The sequence below is a fragment of the Roseateles agri genome (assembly GCF_034043675.1).
Taxonomy (GTDB): domain Bacteria; phylum Pseudomonadota; class Gammaproteobacteria; order Burkholderiales; family Burkholderiaceae_C; genus KK5.
This window is the reverse complement of record NZ_JAXCLA010000004.1, coordinates 101,781-118,065: the sequence shown is the minus strand read 5'-3', so window position 1 is coordinate 118,065 and position 16,285 is coordinate 101,781. Positions and strand designations below refer to the sequence as shown.

The following is a 16,285-nucleotide window of genomic DNA, read 5'->3' as shown; positions in this document are numbered from 1 at the left end:
CGGTCTTGGCGTTCAGTCCAGCCAGCCGCCGGAGAAGCCGGCGGCATTGAGCCCCGCGCGCAGCGGGGCGCAATGCCGCATCAACTGCCAGATCATCCCGCTGCGGTAGTTCTCGATCATCAGCACCGTCGGCCCTTCGTTGATGCCGAAATGGAAGGGCGAGACCCAGCCGACCGGGTCGTCGCGCTCGCCGTGGAACACCGGATTGAACGAGGCCTTGAAACCGTAGGGGTTGGGCACCGACAGGTGCAGGTGGGTCATGGCGGAGATCGTCGGTGCGACGATCTCCGGCGCGAAGGGCAGGGAGGCCGCCACCGCCCAGGGCGCGATCGTGCCGTCGTCCGGGCCGTAGGGCGCGCCGCGGGCGATGTAGTCGTAGAAGGTGCGCTCGATGCCGTCGATCTTCTTCGTGACGTTGCCGGGGCCGTCGCTGGCGGTGATGCCCCAGTTCATCTCGTCCAGATGGCGGAAGCCCTGCGGGTTGCGGATCGCGTACTGCTGCTGCACCAGGGTCGCGCGGCGGCTGTTCTCGAAGTAGTCGCAGTCGTGCTCGCGCATGAAGGCATCGCGGATGCCGCGGAAGTCGCACCAGATGTGCGACATCTGGTGGATGAACAGCGGGCCGGCGTACAGGTGCTCGATGCCGTAGATCGTCTTCCACTCGTAGGTGGTGGCCCAGGCCGGGTAGCACTCGGGCGGGATCGGGTGCGTGGGCGAGCCCAGGGCCAGCAGGTACAGGATCAGCGCCTCGTCGTAGCCTTCCCAGCGGTAGGGCAGGAACCCTGTCTCCGGCTTCCAGCCGTGGCGCAAGGTGGTGCCGCCGTCGAGCATCCATTCCCAGTCGACGCGCTCGTAGAGCTGCCTTGCGAGCCGGCGCAGCTCGATCTCGTCGGGCAGCGGCCGATCGAAGTATTCGAAAGCGGCCAGCGCGCCGGCGATCAGCAGCGCCGTGTCCACGCTGGACAGCTCGCAGCGCCAGGCGCGCGCGCCGGTCTTCAGGTCGAGGAAGTGGTAGTAGAAGCCGCGGTAGCCGGTGGCGGATTCGCCTTCGCCCTGTTCGCTGGCGGCCAGGAAGCGCAGCATCGTCAGGCTGCGCTGCAGCGCTTCCTCGCGGGTGATGAAGTGGCGGCGCGCGCCGACCAGCCAGACCGTCAGCGCCATGCCCATCGCGGCGATGCTGGCGGGCCAGTCGTCCGCGGTCTTATCCAGCACCAGGCCGTTCTCGGGGTTGGTCTCCTCGATGAAGTAGTTGAACGAGTTCATCTGGAGCCGACGCAGCGTGCGTGCGTTCAGCGAATCGCCGAGGCGATCAGGCTCGTGCGGCAGCGATGCCACGGGAGGCAGTTCGTCGATGGCCATGCGGGTCCCCGATATTTGCCCGAGATGATCGCGAGCTGCCGCGCGTCGCTCTGTAGGACTGCGCCTGCTTTGCGAGGTGCAACATTCCCCCGACGTGGGCATGCAGGTTGCCGCATCCGGCTTTCATCAGCGACAGGCGGAGAGAGCTCATGAGCCATTGCTACCGGGACCATGCCTACGTGGTCGAGGCGCTGCAGGACGGCGGCGTCTGGACCGGCCGCTTCCGCCTGCTGGGCGACCCGGCCGCCGTGCCGCCCGACCACGCGCAGAAGTTCACCTGGGTCTCGATGGAGCGCGGCTGGGCCACCCAGGCCGAGGCCGAGACCAATGCGGAGGAGGCCGCCCATGCGGCCATCGATGCGGTCTACGGCGTGACGACGCGGCTGGCTGTAGAACCCTAGCCTTAGCTCGTCCGGCACGCCGCCCAGTGCGCACCCTCCGCGATCACGAAGTCGCGGAAGGCGGCGGGCACGCCGCTGAGCACCGTGTCGCGGCGCTGGACGAAGCACCAGTCGATCGTCTTGGGCATGTCGATCACGTCGAGCACGACCATCATCCCGGCCTGCAACTCGACCTGGAAGGTGTGGGCCGACAGGAAGCTGATGCCCATGCCGCACATCACGGCCTGCTTGATCGTCTCGTTGCCGGCCAGCTCCAACCCGGCGCGCACCTGGATGGCCTGCGACTGCAGCAACTGCTCCAGGAACTGGCGCGTGGCCGAGCCCGGCTCGCGAAAGATGAAGTGCTCGTCGCGCAGGTCGGCCCAGCGCAGGCGCTGGCGTGCCGCCAGCGGGTTGTCCGGGTGGGCGACGATGCAGTGCGGGTGGCGAGCGAAGCTGGTGGCCTCCAGGTCGCTCTCCGAGGGCGGATAGCCGCTGATCGCGATGTCGAGCTGATGCTCGCCCAGCATCGCCAGTACCTCGCCCCGCTTGGCCACGGTGAGCTTCAGCCGTACGTCCGGATGCAGCTGGTTGAACGCATGCATCAGCCGCGGCGCGAAGTAGTGGGCGGTGGAGACAACGCCCAGGTGCAGCAGGCCGCGCTGGCCCCGTCGGCCGCCCTCCGGTTCGACGGCGTAACCGCCCAGCGCCTCCTCGGCCGCGCGCACCTGCGCCGCGATGATGCGGGCGTGCTGCAGCAGTTCGCGGCCGGCGTCGCTCAGGCGGCTGCGCTGCGGGCCGGTGAACAGGGTGACGCCCAGCTCGGTCTCCAGCTGCCGGATCTGCAGCGAGACGGCCGGCTGGCTCATCGATAGCACCTCGGCAGCGCGCGAGAAGCTGCCGTGCTGGGCCACGGCCTCGAAGACGCGCAGCATGCGCAGGTTCAGCGGGCCGGTGGCCTGGCTCATCAGGACTTTCCCTTGTGTTTCCCGGCCGAGGGCCAGGACTTGCCAGCGATTGGGCGGATTGCTGCAACTCTATACGCTCACGCTTATGGACTCAATGAGTAATCATCAATTGGCTTAATGAACGTGCCTGCCTAAGCTGCGAAGCAGGAGACACGATCACATGACTCAGAAGCCTTTCCCTCGCTGGGATGACGCGCGCGCTGCCGCGCTCGACGCACCGAACCTGCTGCTGTATCGCTCGAACCTGCTCGGTTCGGACCTGCGCATCACCAACTACGGCGGCGGCAACACCTCCGCCAAGCTGCACCAGACCGATCCGCTGAGCGGCGAGCAGGTCGAGGTGCTGTGGGTCAAGGGCTCCGGCGGCGACGTCGGTTCGATGAAGCTGGACGGCTTCTCGACGCTCTACATGGACAAGCTGCGCGCCCTGAAGAAGCTGTACCGCGGCCTCGAGCACGAGGACGAGATGGTCGGCTACCTGCCGCACTGCACCTTCAACCTGAACGCACGCGCCGCCTCGATCGACACGCCGCTGCATTCGTCGCTGCCCTATGCGCACGTCGACCACATGCACCCGGATGCGGTGATCGCCATCGCCGCGATGGAGAACTCCGAGGCGATCACAAAGCAGGTGTTCGAAGGCACGGTCGGCTGGATGCCCTGGCTGCGCCCGGGCTACGAGCTGGGCCAGCAACTGGCCGCGTACAACGAGGCGCACCCGGGCTTGCGCGGCATCGTGCTGGGCGGCCACGGCCTGTTCAGCTGGGGCGACACGGCCAAGAGCTGCTACGAGAACACGGTGGACCTGATCGAGCGGGCGCAGGCCTGGCTGGAACAGCAGCGGGTTTCGCGCAAGCTGCAGGTGTTCGGCGGCGCGAAGCTGCAATCGCTGAGCGACGCCGAGCGCGACGCAGCGCTGGCGAAGCTGATGCCGGTGCTGCGCGGCTTATCGGCAAGTGACGGCGCCGAGGGCGGGGCGGCCAAGCTCCTGCACCTGGACACCTCGCCGGCCGTCGTCGAGTTCGTCAACTCGCAGCAACTGGAACCGCTGGCGGCGCTGGGCACGTCCTGCCCGGACCACTTCCTGCGCACCAAGATCCGCCCGCTGATCGTGCCGGAGTCGGTCTACACGCTGAGCGGCGCCGCGCTGCGCGACGGCCTGAAGCAATTGCTGGCCGGCTACCGCGCCGACTACAGCGCCTACTACGAGCGCTGCAAGCGCCCGACCAGCCCGCCGCTGCGCGACCCGAACCCGGTCGTGATCCTGCTGCCGCGCATCGGCATGGTGACGATCGCCAAGGACAAGGCCACCGCGCGCATCGCCGGCGAGTTCTACGTCAACGCGATCAACGTGATGCGCGACGCCGATGCGGTGGACCGCTACGTAGGCCTGCCCGAGCAGGAGGCCTTCGACATCGAGTACTGGCTGCTCGAAGAGGCCAAGCTGCAGCGCATGCCCAAGCCCAAGCCCATGGTCGGCAAGGTGGCCCTGGTGACCGGCGGCGCCGGCGGCATCGGCCAGGCGATCGCCAAGCGCATCCTCGCCGACGGCGGCTGCGTGGTGCTGGCCGACATCGATGCCGAGGCGCTGGCCAGCGTCGGCGCGGAGCTGTCCAAGGCCCACGGCAAGGACCATGTGCGCGGCGTCGCCTGCGACGTGACCTCGGAAGCCAGCGTGATCGCCGCTTTCGACAAGGCCGCGCTGGAATTTGGCGGCGTGGACATCCTCGTCAGCAATGCCGGCATCGCCTCCGCCGCGCCGCTGGAAGACACCACGCTGGAACTGTGGAACCGCAACCAGAGCATCCTCGCCACCGGCTACTTCCTGGTCGGCCGCGAAGGCTTCCGCCAGATGAAGGCGCAGGGCACGGGCGGCTCCATCGTGATGATCGCCAGCAAGAACGGCATGGTGGCCAGCAACCAGGCCACCGCCTACTGCGCGGCCAAGGCGGCCGAGATCCAGCTGTCACGCAGCTTCGCGCTGGAAGGCGCCCCGCTGGGCATCCGCAGCAATGTGGTGAACCCCGACGCGGTGATCCGCGGCTCCAAGATCTGGACCGGCAAGTGGAGTGAGGAACGCGCCGCCGCCAACAAGATCGACGAGGGCGACCTCGAAGCCTTCTACCGCGAGCGCTCGATGCTCAAGCGCAGCGTGTTCCCCGAGGACATCGCCGAGGCCAGCTACTTCTTCGCGGCCGAACACCTCAGCGCCAAGAGCACCGGCAACATACTGAACGTGGACGCAGGTAACCTCGCCGCCTTCACCCGATAGAACAGAACAAACAGCGCCAGAGGAGACAACGATGGCACGCATCATCCAGGAACACATCGCCGCCCATAACGAGAAGTTTCAGCGCCAGGTCCACCAGGACTACGAGGCGCTGGGCTGGCAGCTCACCCGCCGCGGCGTGGATATCGACAAGGTGCGCGAGCAGGTGGCGGCCTTCGGCGTCGCGATCCCGAGCTGGGGCGTGGGCACCGGCGGCACGCGCTTCGCGCGCTTCCCCGGCAGCGGCGAGCCGCGCCATGTGTTCGACAAGATCGAGGACTGCGGCGTGATCCAGCAGCTCGCCCGCGCCACGCCCACCGTCTCGCTGCACATCCCCTGGGACAAGTGCAGCGACTGGTCCGAGCTGCGCCAGGCCGCTGCCGCGCAGGGCCTGAGCTTCGATGCGATGAACTCCAACACCTTCTCGGATGCGAAGGGCCAGGCGCTGAGCTACAAGTTCGGCAGCCTGTCGCACACCGACGCCGCGACGCGCGCGCAGGCGGTCGAACACAACATCGAGTGCATCGAGATCGGCAAGAAGATCGGCTCCAAGGCGCTGACCGTCTGGGTCGGCGACGGCAGCAACTTCCCCGGGCAGAGCCACTTCCGCCGCGCCTTCGACCGCTACCTCGACAGCTCGCGCCAGATCTACGCCGCGCTGCCGGGCGACTGGCGCATGTTCCTGGAGCACAAGATCGCCGAGCCGGCCTTCTACAGCACGGTCATCCAGGACTGGGGCAGCAGCTACCTCGCCGCCACCGCGCTGGGCCCGCAGGCGCAGTGCCTGGTCGACCTCGGCCACCATGCGCCCAACGTCAACATCGAGATGATCGTGGCCCGGCTGATCGCCGCCGGCAAGCTCGCGGGCTTCCACTTCAACGACAGCAAGTACGGGGACGACGACCTCGATGCCGGCAGCGTCTCGCCGTACCGGCTGTTTCTGGTCTTCAACGAACTGGTGGCCGCGGCGCACGAGAACGTCCAGGGCTTCCAGCCGGCCTACATGCTGGACCAGAGCCACAACGTCACCGATCCGATTGAAAGCCTGATGACCAGCGCTGCGCAGGTCCTGCGCACCTACGCGCAAGCCCTGCTGGTGGACCGCGCGGCGCTCGACGCGGCGCAGGAAGCCAACGACGCGATGACCGCCTCGCAACTGCTGAAGACCGCCTTCCAGACCGACGTAACGCCGCTCTTGCAGCGCGTGCGCCAGGACGCCGGTGGCGCGGTCGACCCGGTGGCCTGCTACCGGGCCAGCGGCTACCGCCAGCAGGCCGCGCAGGAGCGGCCGGCCGTGCAGGGCGGCGGTGGAGGCATCGTCTAAGCAGATCAGTACCAGGAGGGGCGCTGGACAACTGCCCCGCAACATCAAAACCGGAGACCGAAGACCATGATGAAGAAACGCAGCCTGCTGTTGGGCACCGTACTCGCGGGCATCACGATGCTGGCCCAGCCGGCTTTCGCGGCCGACAAGATCGCCGTCGTCGTCAAGAGCCTGGGCAACGGCTTCTTCGATGCCGTGCACCAGGGCGCCGAGGATGCGGCCAAGGAAATCGGCGGGATCGAGATCATCTACACCGGCCCGGCCAAGTCCACGGCCGAAGGCCAGATCGAGATCATCAACACGCTGATCGCGCAGAACGTCAAGGCCATCGTGATCTCGGCCAATGATCCGGACGCACTGGTGCCGGTGCTGAAGAAGGCGATGGCGCGCGGCATCAAGGTCATCTCCTTCGACTCCGGCGTCAAGAAGGAAGGCCGCCTGATGCACCTGGCGCCCTCCAGCACCGAGCTGATCGGCCAGAAGCTGGTGAGCATGGCCGAGGATGCCGGCGGCAAGAATGCCGAGATCGCCGTGCTCTCCGCCACCGCCCAGGCGACCAACCAGAACGAGTGGATCGCGGTGATGAAGAAGGTGATGGCCCAGCCCGAGCACAAGGGCCTGAAGCTGGACGCCGTCGTCTACGGTGACGACCAGATCGACAAGAGCTACCGCGAGGCGCAGGGCCTGTTCAAGAGCTACCCGAACCTGAAGGTCATCGTCGCGCCGACGACCATCGGCATCGCCGCCAGCGCCAAGGCCGTGCAGGACGAGAAGAAGGTCGGCCAGATCTTCGTGACCGGCCTGGGCCTGCCCTCGGAAATGGCGGGCCACGTGCACAGCAAGGCGGTCAAGTCCTTCGCGATCTGGAACCCGATCGACCTGGGCTACTCCTCGGTCTACGCCGTCAGCGCCTTCATCAAGGGCAAGGCCAAGGGCGTCGCCGGCGAGAAGATCGCCCTGGGCAAGGTCGGCTCGACCACGCTCGACGCTGACCTGACCGGCGCGATGGCCGAGCCCTTCGACTACAACGAGTCCAACGTGGACAAGTTCGCCAAGATCTTCTGAGGCTGAAACACGACCACAGAGACGCGGAGACACAGAGATAGGAGATCTCTGTGTTTCTCCGTGCCTCTGTGACTCCGTGGTCGTATTTCATCGGGCATTTCCATGCTGAATGACGTGAAGCCGCTGCTGACCTTGCGCGGCCTGCACAAACGTTTCGGCCCCACGCATGCGCTGCGTGGCGTCGACATCGACCTGATCCCCGGCCAGGTGCTGGCCCTGATCGGCGAGAACGGCGCGGGCAAGTCGACGCTGGTCAAGACACTGACCGGCGTGCACCGCCCCGACGAGGGCGAGATCCGCATGAACGGCGAGCTGTGCCGCTTCGGCCGCGCCAAGGATGCGCAGGCCGCCGGCATCGTCGCTGTGCACCAGGAAACGGTGATGTTCGAGGAACTCACCGCCGCCGAGAACATCTTCATCGGCCGCCAGCCGATGCGCGGCCTGCCGGGCTTCAAGGTCATCGACTGGGCGCGGATGAACCGCGAGGCGCAGCAGGTGCTGGACGAGGTCGGCGCCGGTTTCGCGTCGACCACGCCGGTGCGCGAGCTGAGCCTGGCCCAGCGCCACCTGATCGAGATCGCGCGGGCGCTGTCGCAGCAGGCCAAGGTGGTGATCCTCGACGAGCCGACCGCCGCGCTGTCGCACGCCGAGATCCACGATTTCTACGGCATCGTCCGCGGCCTCAAGGCCCAGGGCGTGGCCATTCTCTTCATCACGCACAAGTTCGACGAGCTGTTCGCCGTGTGCGACCGCTACGTGGTGCTGCGCGATGGCGCCTCCGTCGGCGCGGGCCTGATGGCCGAGGCCGACGAGCCGGGCCTGGTGCGGCTGATGGCCGGCCGGGCGATCGAGCAGATCTATCCGGAGGTCAAGTCCACGCCGGGCGAGACGGTGCTGCAGGTCAAGACCCTGAGCCATCCGACCGAGTTCCACGACCTGAACTTCGAATTACGCCGCGGCGAGATCCTCGGCTTCTACGGCCTGGTCGGCGCCGGCCGCAGCGAGGCGATGCTCGCACTGATGGGCCTGAACCCCGAGGCGCGCGGCGAGGTGCTGATCGAAGGCAAGGCCATCGACATCCGCGAGCCCGCCGATGCGATCGCCGCGGGCCTGTCCTACGTGCCCGAGGAACGCCAGCGCCAAGGCGGCATCCTGCCGTTCTCGGTCGGCCACAACATGAGCCTGGCGGCGCTGGCCGGCCCGCGCCACGGCATGCACGGCCACATGTCGCGCGGCAGCTGGCTCTCGGGCCTGCGCGAGAAGGCCTTTGCCGAGGGCATGATCAAGCGCCTGTCCATCCGCACCGAGTCGGCCGACACGCCGCTGTCCTCGCTGTCCGGCGGCAACCAGCAGAAGGTCGTGATCGCGAAGTGGCTGGGCCTGAACCCGCGCATCGTGATCCTCGACGAGCCGACCAAGGGCATCGACGTCGGCGCCAAGCAGGCCGTCTACCAGTTGATCGCCGAGATGGTCGAGCACGGCCTGGCGGTGATCCTCGTGTCGTCCGAACTGCCCGAGGTGATGCACCTGGCGCACCGCGTGATCGTGATGCGGCGCGGCCTGCAGGTGCGGGAGTTCAAGCAGGGCGAGGCGAGCGCCGATGCGGTGGTGGCGGCGGCCTCGGGCCTGGTGCTGACCGAGTCCGCACCCGCTGCCGCTACGCCGATGCCAGCAAAGGAGTGGGCTGCATGAGCACGCCGAAGAAGAAACAACAAATACGACGCGAGTGGATCCTGCTGGCGATCATCGCCGTGATCTCGCTGGGCGTCGGCGCGCGGGCGCCGCTGTTCCTGAGCTGGCGCAACGCGCTGGACACGGCCAACGATTCGGCCATCCTGCTGATCCTCGTGCTGGGCCAGATGGCCGTGCTGCTAACGCGCGGCGTCGACCTGTCGGTGGCCGCGAACCTGGCGCTGACGGGCATGTTCTGCGCGCTGGCAGGCAAGGCCTGGCCGGGCATCAGCGTGCCGGTGCTGCTGGCGATCGCCGTCGTCGCGGGGGCGCTGCTCGGCGCCTTCAACGGCTGGCTGATCACGCGCTTCGACCTGCCGTCCATCGTCGTCACCCTCGGCACGATGTCGCTGTACCGCGGCTCGATCTTCGTGGCCAGCCGCGGCACCTGGGTCAATGACCAGGACATCCATCCGTTGATCAAGGGCCTGCCGCGCGAGACCCTGCTGGGCCTGCCGGTGCTGCTGTGGTTCGCCGCGCTGGTGTTCGTGCTGACCGTCTGGCTGCTGCGCTGGCGGCGCGAAGGGCGCGAGCTGTATGCCTACGGCGGCAACCCCTCGGCCGCGCTCTATGCCGGCATCCCGGTCAAGCGCCGGCTGATGATGGCCTACACCCTGTCCGGCGCGCTGGCGGGGCTGGGCGGGCTGCTCTGGGTGGGGCGCTATTCGATCGCCTTCCCGGAACTGGCCTCCGGCTACGAGCTGACGGTGATCGCCGCCTGCGTGATCGGCGGCATCAGCATCGGCGGCGGCGTGGGCACGGCCAGCGGCGCGTTGCTGGGTGTGCTCTTCATCGGCGTGATCAATTCGGCGCTGCCGGTGATCCATGTCTCGCCCTTCTGGCAGCAGGCGATCGCGGGCTTCGTGATCCTGGTGTCGGTGGTCGTCAATGCGCGCTCGCAGCGGCAGGCAGGGCGGCAAATCCTGGAGCATGGCAGTGGCGCGAAGAGCCGCCCGGCGAACCTGCAGGAGGTGGCGGCATGAAGGCCCTGGGTTCGTGGGAACGCGTGCTGGTCGGTTTGATCGTCGCGGTCTACCTCGTGTTCGGCGCGTCGATCGACGGCTTCCTGTCGCCGTTCGCCATCGCCGACAGCACGACCAATATGTCCGAGAAGGCGATCATCGCGCTGGCCATGGCCATGCTCGTGATCGCCGGCGACATCGACCTGTCGATCGCCGCGACGATGGCCCTGTGTTCCCTCGCCATGGGCATGGCGATGAAGGCCGGCTGCGGCCTGCCGCTGATGTTGGCCGCCGCGTTTGCCACCGGCATCGCCTGCGGCGCGTTGAACGGCTGGCTGGTCACGCGCTGGCGCCTACCTTCGATCGTCGTCACCATCGGCACCTTGTCGCTGTACCGGGGCCTCGCCCTGGTGCTGCTGGGCGACCAGGCGATCACCGGCTACGGCGAGCCGCTGAGCACCTGGGGCAATGGCTACCTGGGCGACCTGATCGGCTGGCCGGCACTGATCGTGCCGATCGAGTTCGCGGTGATGGGCGTGATGGCGCTGGCCGTCGGCCTGTTCCTGCACCGCACGGTGCACGGCCGCCGCATCTACGCGATCGGCGCGAACCCGGTGGCCTCGCGCTTCTCCGGCATCGGTGTGGACCGCTACCGCTGGGGCCTGTTCGTGTTCGCCGGCGTGATGGCCGCGCTGGCCGCCGTGCTGCTGACCGGCCGCATCGGCAGCACCCGGCCGAACCTGGCGATGGGCTGGGAGCTCGACGCGGTGACCATCGTGATCCTCGGCGGCGTGGCCATCGAGGGCGGCCGCGGCAGCATCATCGGCACCGTGCTGGCGGCCGTGCTGCTGGGCAGTTTCACCTTCGCGCTGGGCATGCTGAACGTGTCCGGCATCGTCATGTCGATGATCATCGGCGCGCTGCTGATCGTCTCGATGGTGCTGCCGCGGCTGCTGAAGATGCGGCGCAAAGTCATCCTCGCTTCGTCATGAGTGCATTCGACTATTCGCTGACCGGACCGAACGCCACGCTGGCGATCGAGAAGGGCCTGGCCGAGGCCGACTGGTATCGCAGCCCGGTGCCGCGCGAGAGCCTGCGCGAGCTGCTGCAACGCCGCGACGGGCCGGCCATCCGCGACACGCTGCTGTGGTTCGCCCTGCTGGGCCTGACCGGCTGGGCCACCGTCGCGCTGTGGGGCAGTTGGTGGGTCGTGCCGGTCTATGCGCTGTACGCGGTGCTCTACGCGACGGCCTCCGACTCGCGCTGGCACGAATGCGGCCACGGCACGCCGTTCAAGACCGACTGGATGAACAACGCGCTGTACGAGATCGCGTCCTTCATGGTGATGCGCGAGTCGGTGATCTGGCGCTGGAGCCACACGCGGCACCACAGCGACACGATCGTCGTCGGCCGCGATCCGGAGATCCAGGTCAGCCGGCCGCCGGTGATCGGCCAGCACCTGCTGAGCCTGTTCAATATCGGCGGCTACCGCGGCTACTTCCCGGGACTGGTCAACCATGCGATGGGCCGGATGACACCGGCCGAGCTGACCTTCGTGCCCGAGACGGAGCACCACAAGGTCTACCGCAACGCCCGCATCGTGCTGGCCCTGAACGCCGCCGCCGTGCTGCTCGCGCTGCTGCTGCAGAGCTGGGCGCCGATCTTCCTGATCATCGTGCCGCACCTGTTCGGCAACTGGCTGATGATCGTCCACAACTCGACCCAGCATGCAGGCCTGGCCGAGAACGTGCTCGACCACCGGCTGAACTGCCGCACGGTCTACATGAACCCGTTCAGCCGCTTTATCTACTGGAACATGAACTACCACGTGGAGCACCACATGTTCCCGCTGGTGCCCTTCCATGCGCTGCCGCGGCTGCACGAGCTGATCAAGGACGACTGCCCGCCGCCGTACCCGTCGATCCTGTCGGCCTGGCGCGAGATCATTCCCGCCGTGCTGCGCCAGAGGACGGAGCCGGGCTACTCGGTGAAGCGCCCGCTGCCGGCGCCGAAGGGCGAGGGCGCCCAAGGCGGACTCCGCTCCGATGCCGAGCCGGATGCCGCGGGCTGGGTCGCCGCCTGCCCGGCCGCCGCGCTGAAGCCGGCCAACGCGCTGCGCTTCGACCACGGCAAGAAGACCTTCGTGCTGGTCCGCGCCGAGGACGGCGGACTGCATGCGCTGGACGGCATCTGCAGCCACGGCAACACCCACCTGGCCGACGGCCTGGTGAAGGACGGCATCATCGAATGCCCGAAGCACAACGGCCGCTTCAACCTGGCGGACGGCTCGCCCGCCCGCGCGCCGGTGTGCCGCGGCATCGCCCGCTATCCGCTCGAGGAGCGCGCCGGCAGCCTGTACCTCAATCCGGGGCAGGGGAGCAAGGTCGAGGCCCGAGAGAGCCGGACCTGGCACCTGCGCGTCGTCAGCAACCGCAGCGTCGCGACCTTCATCAAGGAACTGGTGCTGGAGCCGGCCAATGCCGGCGAGGCTTTCAGCTTCACGCCGGGCGACTACCTGCAGCTGGACATCCCGGCTTACGGCGAAATCCGCTTCGCCGACTTCGACATTCCCGAGCCCTTCGCCCAGGCCTGGCGTGCGCAGCACCTGTTCGATCGGGTGGCGGTCAACCACGAAGGCGGGCGCCGCAACAACTATTCGCTGGCCAGCAACCAGCAGACCGAGCGAACCCTGCTGCGCTTCAACGTGCGCATCGCCTTGCCGCCGCCCGGCCAGGATTGCGGCCCCGGCGTGGGGTCGAGCTATGTCTTCTCGCTGAAGCCGGGCGACGTGGTGACGGCCATCGGCAGCTTCGGCGACTTCCACATCAAGCCGACGCAACGCGAGATGGTCTACATCGGTGGCGGTGCGGGCATGGCGCCACTGCGGGCGCACCTGAGCCATCTGTTCGACACCGAGAAGACCGCCCGCAAGGTCAGCTTCTGGTACGGCGCGCGCTCCCGGCAGGAACTGTTCTACCAGGCAGATTTCGAGAAGCTCGGCCGCGAGCATCCGAACTTCTCCTTCCATCCGGCCTTGTCCGCGCCGCTGGCCGACGATGACTGGACCGGCCACACCGGCTTCATCCACGAGGTGGTGCTTGACGAGTACCTGCACACCCACCCGCGGCCGGCGGCGCTGGAGTACTACCTCTGCGGCCCGCCGCAGATGATCGAGGCCTGCATCGGCCTGCTGACCACGCTTGGCGTGCCGGCCCATCAGATTGCGTATGACGAGTTCTGAACCATGAGCGAGAAGATCGCCTTCCGGATGTTCCTGAACCCCGGCCAGGCCGCCGAGTACAAGCGCCGCCACGACGAGATCTGGCCCGAGCTGGCCGGCCTGCTGAAGGCCAGCGGCGTCAGCGACTACAGCATCTACCTCGACGAGCAGAGCCACGTGCTCTTCGCCGTGCTGCGCCGCGCGGATGGCCACACGATGGACGCGCTGCCGCAGCATCCGGTGATGCAGCGCTGGTGGGCCTACATGGGCGACATCATGGAATGCAATGCCGACGGCTCGCCCCGCGTCGAGGCCTTGCCCTGCGTCTTTCACTTGAGCTGAGCATGCGCGACGACCTCACGCTCGTGCTCGACATCGGGAAGAGCAATGCCAAGCTGGTGCTGATCGACGCCGCCGGCGAGGTTCTGGCTTCCGCGAAGAGTGCCAACCAGTCCGCGCCGTCCGCGGCCTTCGGCTTCACGGCGCTGGGCACCGGGCCGCTGGCCGACTGGATCGAGCGCAGCGCGCCGGGGCTGCTGCAGGGTAGGGTGCCGTCGAAGATCAGCGTCACGACGCATGGCGCGGCCTTCTGCGCGCTGGGCGAGACGGGCCTGGTCCTGCCGCCGATCGACTATGAATGGGATGGCTACGGCCAGCTCACGGCCGCCTTCGAGGCCTCGCTCGCCAACTTCGCCCACCACGGCACGCCGCGCCTGCCGCAGGGCCTCAATGCCGGCCGCCAGATCGACTACGTGCAGCGGCGCTGGCCGGAGCTGACGGCGCAGATCCGCTGCTGGCTGCCCTATCCGCAGTACTGGGCCTGGTGGCTCAGCGGCGTGGCCTGCAGCGAGGTTTCTTCGCTGGGCTGCCACACCGGCCTGTGGGCGCCGGCCGAGCGTCGCTACAGCGATTGGGCGCAGGCCCGCGGCATCGCCTTCGCGCCGCTGCGCCAGGCCTGGGAAACGATCGGAACCCTGAGGCCGGCCCTGCTGCGCGCCTGGGGCCTGCCGGCCGATGCCGAGGTGCAGGTCACGGCCGGCGTGCACGACAGCAATGCCTGCCTGGCCCGCTATCTCCAGGCGATGCCGGACGCCACCGTGGTGTCCACCGGCACCTGGTGCATCGTGATGGCGCCGGGCGCGGACATCGCGCGCCTGTCCCCGCAGCGCGACGAGCTGGCCAACGTGGCGGTCGACGGCCGGGCGGTCGCCACCGCGCGCTTCATGGGCGGCCGCGAGTTCGCCGCGTTGTGCGGCAACGCCGATCCGGCCTTGGCGACGGCGCAAGCGCTGGAGCAGGTGTTGCGCGAAGGCTGGATGGCCCTGCCGGCCTTCGCCGACAGCGGCGGGCCTTTCATGGGCCGGCGGGGCACGGTGCTGAAGCAGGGCCAGCCGGTCGGGCTGGAGGCCGTGCCAGCCGCGCTGCGGCCGGCGCTGGCAGCGCTCTATTGCGCCGACCTCAGCGCCTTGCTGGTCGGCGACCTGGAGCAGCAGGGCGCCGGCGGCCCGGTGATCATCGAAGGCCCGATGGCGCAAAGCCCGGCATACCGTCTCGCCATCGCCGGCATGCTGGGCTCGCGGCCGGCCTACCGGTCCACCGATGCGCTGGAAGGCACGGCGCGCGGCGCCTGGATGCTGGCCCGCTGGACCGAGCAGACCGGCGTCGGCGCGCAGCTCGAGCGGCTGGAACGGGCCGCGCCCGCGCTGGAAGACGCGTTGCGAACCCACACGCAGGCCTGGCGGGCCGCGAGCACAATGAACTGAGTTCCCTCTCAGGAGATTCGCAGATGTCGGAAGAAGCCTTCATCGTCGCCGCGGTGCGCACCGCAGGCGGCAAGCGCAAGGGCCGCCTCGCCGGCTGGCATCCGGTGGACCTGGCGGCACGGGTGATCGACGAACTGCTCGCGCGCAGCGGCGCCGACCCGGCCGCGATCGATGACGTGCTGATGGGCTGCGTCAGCCAGGTCGGCGAGCAGGCGACCAATGTCGCGCGCAATGCGGTGCTGGCCTCAAAGCTGCCGGAATCGGTGCCTGGCACCTCGATCGACCGGCAGTGCGGCTCCTCGCAACAGGCGATCCATTTCGCGGCGCAGGCGGTGATGTCCGGCACGATGGACGTGGTGATCGCCGCCGGCGTCGAATCGATGAGCCGCGTGCCGATGGGCAGCCCCAACGCGCTGGCCGAGCAGGCCGGCATGGGCTGGTACCAGAGCCCGGCCGTGCTGGAGCGCTACGACGGCGTGCGCTTCAGCCAGTTCCTGGGCGCTGAGATGATCGCGCGCAAGTACGGATTCGGCCGCGAGGCGCTGGACGCCTTCGCGCTGGAGAGCCACCGCAAGGCTGCCGCCGCCACGCAGGCCGGTGCGTTCAAGGCGGAGATCCTGGCCATCGACGGGCACGACAACGATGAAGGCATCCGCTACGACGCCACGCCCGAGAGCATCGCGGCCGTCAAGCTGCTGCAGGAAGGCGGCGTCATCACCGCGGCCAACGCCTCGCAGATCTGCGACGGCGCCAGCGGCGTGATGATCGTCAACGGGCGCGGCCTGAAGGCGCTGGGCGGGAGCGTGAAGCCGCTGGCCCGCATCCACCACATGAGCGTGATGGGCAGCGACCCGGTCATCATGCTGGAGACGCCGATCCCCGCCACCCAGCGTGCGCTGCAGCGGGCCGGCATGGCCATCGGCGACATCGACCTGTTCGAAGTCAACGAAGCCTTCGCCAGCGTGCCGCTGGCCTGGCTGCAGGCGACGGGTGCGGATGCCGCACGATTGAACGTGCACGGCGGCGCGATCGCCCTGGGTCACCCCTTGGGTGCATCGGGCACCAAGCTGATGACCACCCTGGTGCATGCACTGCGCCGCCGCGGCGCCCGCTACGGCTTGCAGACCATGTGCGAGGGCGGCGGCATGGCCAATGTGACCATCGTCGAGGCGCTGTGAAGACCTGACCCCATCGGGACAGGCCTACGGAATAAGCCTGTTTCATCGAGCCGCAATCATTTGGCG

13 protein-coding genes are annotated in these 16,285 nt (G+C 68.3%); 11 read left to right on the top strand and 2 right to left on the bottom strand.

Annotation, left to right across the window (positions count from 1 at the left end):
* Positions 1–12: 12 nt before the first annotated feature.
* Positions 13–1,359: a glucoamylase family protein gene (locus tag SNE35_RS12550; protein ID WP_320423253.1), complete on the bottom strand. Its 1,347-nt coding sequence runs from the start codon at positions 1,357–1,359 to the stop codon at positions 13–15.
* A gap of 149 nt (positions 1,360–1,508) precedes the next feature.
* On the opposite strand from SNE35_RS12550, the gene SNE35_RS12545 reads away from it, so the two are divergent.
* Entirely contained in the window at positions 1,509–1,760 is a 252-nt protein-coding gene (locus tag SNE35_RS12545; protein WP_320423252.1) for a hypothetical protein, read from the top strand.
* Positions 1,761–1,762: 2 nt separating this feature from the next.
* Here the strand turns inward: SNE35_RS12545 and SNE35_RS12540 are convergent, their stop codons facing one another.
* Positions 1,763–2,707, bottom strand: coding sequence for a LysR substrate-binding domain-containing protein (locus SNE35_RS12540; RefSeq protein WP_320423251.1), 945 nt, complete (start codon positions 2,705–2,707; stop codon positions 1,763–1,765).
* Positions 2,708–2,867: 160 nt separating this feature from the next.
* Here SNE35_RS12540 and SNE35_RS12535 point away from each other — a divergent pair, with 160 nt between their 5' ends.
* The 10 genes from SNE35_RS12535 (at position 2,868) to SNE35_RS12490 (ending at position 16,219) form a co-directional block, all read left to right on the top strand.
* Positions 2,868–4,979 (top strand): bifunctional rhamnulose-1-phosphate aldolase/short-chain dehydrogenase, encoded by a 2,112-nt coding sequence (locus tag SNE35_RS12535; protein WP_320423250.1) that lies wholly within the window; start codon positions 2,868–2,870, stop codon positions 4,977–4,979.
* Between the two features lie 31 nt (positions 4,980–5,010).
* Complete coding sequence (rhaI, locus tag SNE35_RS12530; RefSeq protein ID WP_320423249.1) at positions 5,011–6,300, top strand: L-rhamnose catabolism isomerase; 1,290 nt, start codon at positions 5,011–5,013, stop codon at positions 6,298–6,300.
* A gap of 69 nt (positions 6,301–6,369) precedes the next feature.
* On the top strand, positions 6,370–7,365 hold the full coding sequence (gene rhaS / locus SNE35_RS12525) for a rhamnose ABC transporter substrate-binding protein (RefSeq protein WP_320423830.1): 996 nt from the start codon (positions 6,370–6,372) through the stop codon (positions 7,363–7,365).
* A gap of 102 nt (positions 7,366–7,467) precedes the next feature.
* Entirely contained in the window at positions 7,468–9,057 is a 1,590-nt protein-coding gene (locus SNE35_RS12520) for a sugar ABC transporter ATP-binding protein (protein ID WP_320423248.1), read from the top strand.
* Positions 9,054–10,079, top strand: coding sequence for an ABC transporter permease (locus SNE35_RS12515; protein ID WP_320423247.1), 1,026 nt, complete (start codon positions 9,054–9,056; stop codon positions 10,077–10,079). Before SNE35_RS12520 ends, SNE35_RS12515 begins: the two co-directional genes overlap by 4 nt.
* The gene (locus tag SNE35_RS12510; protein ID WP_320423246.1) at positions 10,076–11,050 is read left to right on the top strand and encodes an ABC transporter permease; all 975 of its coding nucleotides are present in this window, start codon (positions 10,076–10,078) and stop codon (positions 11,048–11,050) included. The genes SNE35_RS12515 and SNE35_RS12510 overlap by 4 nt, the downstream gene beginning before the upstream one ends.
* The gene (gene nqrF / locus SNE35_RS12505; protein WP_320423245.1) at positions 11,047–13,299 is read left to right on the top strand and encodes an NADH:ubiquinone reductase (Na(+)-transporting) subunit F; all 2,253 of its coding nucleotides are present in this window, start codon (positions 11,047–11,049) and stop codon (positions 13,297–13,299) included. Before SNE35_RS12510 ends, nqrF begins: the two co-directional genes overlap by 4 nt.
* A 3-nt stretch (positions 13,300–13,302) precedes the next feature.
* On the top strand, positions 13,303–13,620 hold the full coding sequence (gene rhaM / locus SNE35_RS12500) for an L-rhamnose mutarotase (protein WP_320423244.1): 318 nt from the start codon (positions 13,303–13,305) through the stop codon (positions 13,618–13,620).
* 2 nt (positions 13,621–13,622) lie between these two features.
* Positions 13,623–15,041, top strand: a complete 1,419-nt coding sequence (locus SNE35_RS12495) for an L-fuculose kinase (protein WP_320423243.1) — start codon at positions 13,623–13,625, stop codon at positions 15,039–15,041.
* Between the two features lie 23 nt (positions 15,042–15,064).
* Positions 15,065–16,219, top strand: a complete 1,155-nt coding sequence (locus tag SNE35_RS12490) for an acetyl-CoA C-acetyltransferase (RefSeq protein WP_320423242.1) — start codon at positions 15,065–15,067, stop codon at positions 16,217–16,219.
* The last annotated feature ends 66 nt before the right edge of the window (positions 16,220–16,285 follow it).

What these genes read in the sequence shown, in the direction of transcription:
- SNE35_RS12550 (WP_320423253.1), bottom strand. Translation starts at nt 1,359, where the DNA reads ATGGCCATCGACGAACTGCCTCCCGTGGCATCGCTGCCGCACGAGCCT.
- SNE35_RS12545 (WP_320423252.1), top strand. Translation starts at nt 1,509, where the DNA reads ATGAGCCATTGCTACCGGGACCATGCCTACGTGGTCGAGGCGCTGCAG.
- SNE35_RS12540 (WP_320423251.1), bottom strand. Translation starts at nt 2,707, where the DNA reads ATGAGCCAGGCCACCGGCCCGCTGAACCTGCGCATGCTGCGCGTCTTC.
- SNE35_RS12535 (WP_320423250.1), top strand. Translation starts at nt 2,868, where the DNA reads ATGACTCAGAAGCCTTTCCCTCGCTGGGATGACGCGCGCGCTGCCGCG.
- rhaI (WP_320423249.1), top strand. Translation starts at nt 5,011, where the DNA reads ATGGCACGCATCATCCAGGAACACATCGCCGCCCATAACGAGAAGTTT.
- rhaS (WP_320423830.1), top strand. Translation starts at nt 6,370, where the DNA reads ATGAAGAAACGCAGCCTGCTGTTGGGCACCGTACTCGCGGGCATCACG.
- SNE35_RS12520 (WP_320423248.1), top strand. Translation starts at nt 7,468, where the DNA reads ATGCTGAATGACGTGAAGCCGCTGCTGACCTTGCGCGGCCTGCACAAA.
- SNE35_RS12515 (WP_320423247.1), top strand. Translation starts at nt 9,054, where the DNA reads ATGAGCACGCCGAAGAAGAAACAACAAATACGACGCGAGTGGATCCTG.
- SNE35_RS12510 (WP_320423246.1), top strand. Translation starts at nt 10,076, where the DNA reads ATGAAGGCCCTGGGTTCGTGGGAACGCGTGCTGGTCGGTTTGATCGTC.
- nqrF (WP_320423245.1), top strand. Translation starts at nt 11,047, where the DNA reads ATGAGTGCATTCGACTATTCGCTGACCGGACCGAACGCCACGCTGGCG.
- rhaM (WP_320423244.1), top strand. Translation starts at nt 13,303, where the DNA reads ATGAGCGAGAAGATCGCCTTCCGGATGTTCCTGAACCCCGGCCAGGCC.
- SNE35_RS12495 (WP_320423243.1), top strand. Translation starts at nt 13,623, where the DNA reads ATGCGCGACGACCTCACGCTCGTGCTCGACATCGGGAAGAGCAATGCC.
- SNE35_RS12490 (WP_320423242.1), top strand. Translation starts at nt 15,065, where the DNA reads ATGTCGGAAGAAGCCTTCATCGTCGCCGCGGTGCGCACCGCAGGCGGC.